Genomic DNA, 1,372 nt, shown 5'->3' with positions numbered 1-1,372 from the left:
ATTTTCGCTGTTCACACGCCGATCAACAACGACCGACCTTCCACGGATTCAGGCTTAGTGGTCCAGAGCGTATTGAGATCATGCGCGGGTGTGATGCCGGCCACAGTGCCGCGGAGATCGCCCGCCGGATCGGGCGTGACCGGACTACGGTGTGGCGTGAAATCCGCCGGAACCGCAACCCTGATGGGGATTACCACGCCCTGATGGCCCATGCCCGCGCGGCTGAACGCGCCTGTCGACCCAAAGCGTTCAAGCTCAAGAACAACCCGTTGTGCGCGGCCATCGAGGCGTGGATGGATCAGGGCTGGAGCCCCAAGTTGATCGCTGATGTGTTGGCCCGTGATCACCCTGGTGACAACCTGAAGAGGGTGAGCCACGAAACCATCTACAAGTGCCTGTATGTGCAGGCTCGTGGCAGTTTGCGCGCTGATCTGCACCAGCGCCTATCGACGAAGCGGTCCGCGCGCAAACACCGTGGCCCCAACACTCGCCGTGGGGTCTTTAGCAGTGGCGAGGAATTCAAGATCAGCGATCGCCCACCGGAAGCCGAGGATCGGGCGGTGCCCGGGCATTGGGAGGGCGATCTACTTCTTGGCGTTGGCGGCACCAGCGCGATCGGTACCCTGGTGGAGCGGGCCACCCGCTTCACGATGCTGCTGCACCTGCCCACCGATCACACCGCCGAGACCGTCGCGACGGCAATGATCGAGGCGATGAAGGAGCTACCTGAACATCTTCGCCGGTCCATCACCTGGGATCGCGGCAGCGAGATGGCCAACTGGAAACAGATCCAACTGCAGCTCGACACCCCGGTCTACTTCTGCAACCCGCACTCACCATGGCAACGCGGCACCAACGAAAACACCAACCGGCTCTTGCGATTCTGGTTCGAAAAGGGCACCGACCTCAGCGGCTACACCAAAGCCGACCTCAAACGCATCCAAGACACGCTGAACCGACGCCCCAGACCCACACTCGATCTCAACACTCCCGCCGACCAGCTCGCCGCCTTGCTCGGCCAAGCCACCGCTTAACATCGGGGCATGACACAACCGGAGACGGCTTCGCCGCCGCCGGCCCCGAGCAACGCCGCGCCAGGCTGCGGGGCCGCCCCTCCGGCCTCAAGGGTCGCTGCCGCGATCGCTACGCGACGGGCCTACGGCCCGCCCTTGACCCCGGAGCCTCTACGGCCCCTCCCACGCAGCCGCACGGGCAGAAGCACAGCCTCTGCCCGCCCCAACGGCGCGGCGCTGCTCTCACGAAACCCAACGCCTACCACCCACAACCGATCAATGTTGCACTGACCGCTTGACAATGCGAGCCGAAGTTCGCAACCGTTTCACCCTCGGCGACTGTCGATTGACCGGCGGCG

1 protein-coding gene is annotated in these 1,372 nt (G+C 64.1%); it reads left to right on the top strand.

The window, feature by feature from the left end:
* A partial coding sequence (locus tag F6Q13_RS17445) for an IS30 family transposase (protein ID WP_293059235.1) occupies nt 1-1,034 on the top strand: 1,034 nt, incomplete at its 5' end.
* Nucleotides 1,035-1,372 lie beyond the last annotated feature (338 nt).

It is taken from the genome of Mycobacterium sp. (assembly GCF_008709575.1).
GTDB lineage: Bacteria > Actinomycetota > Actinomycetes > Mycobacteriales > Mycobacteriaceae > Mycobacterium.
The sequence above is the reverse complement of the archived record's forward strand: the minus strand, read 5'-3'. Positions and strand labels throughout refer to the sequence as shown.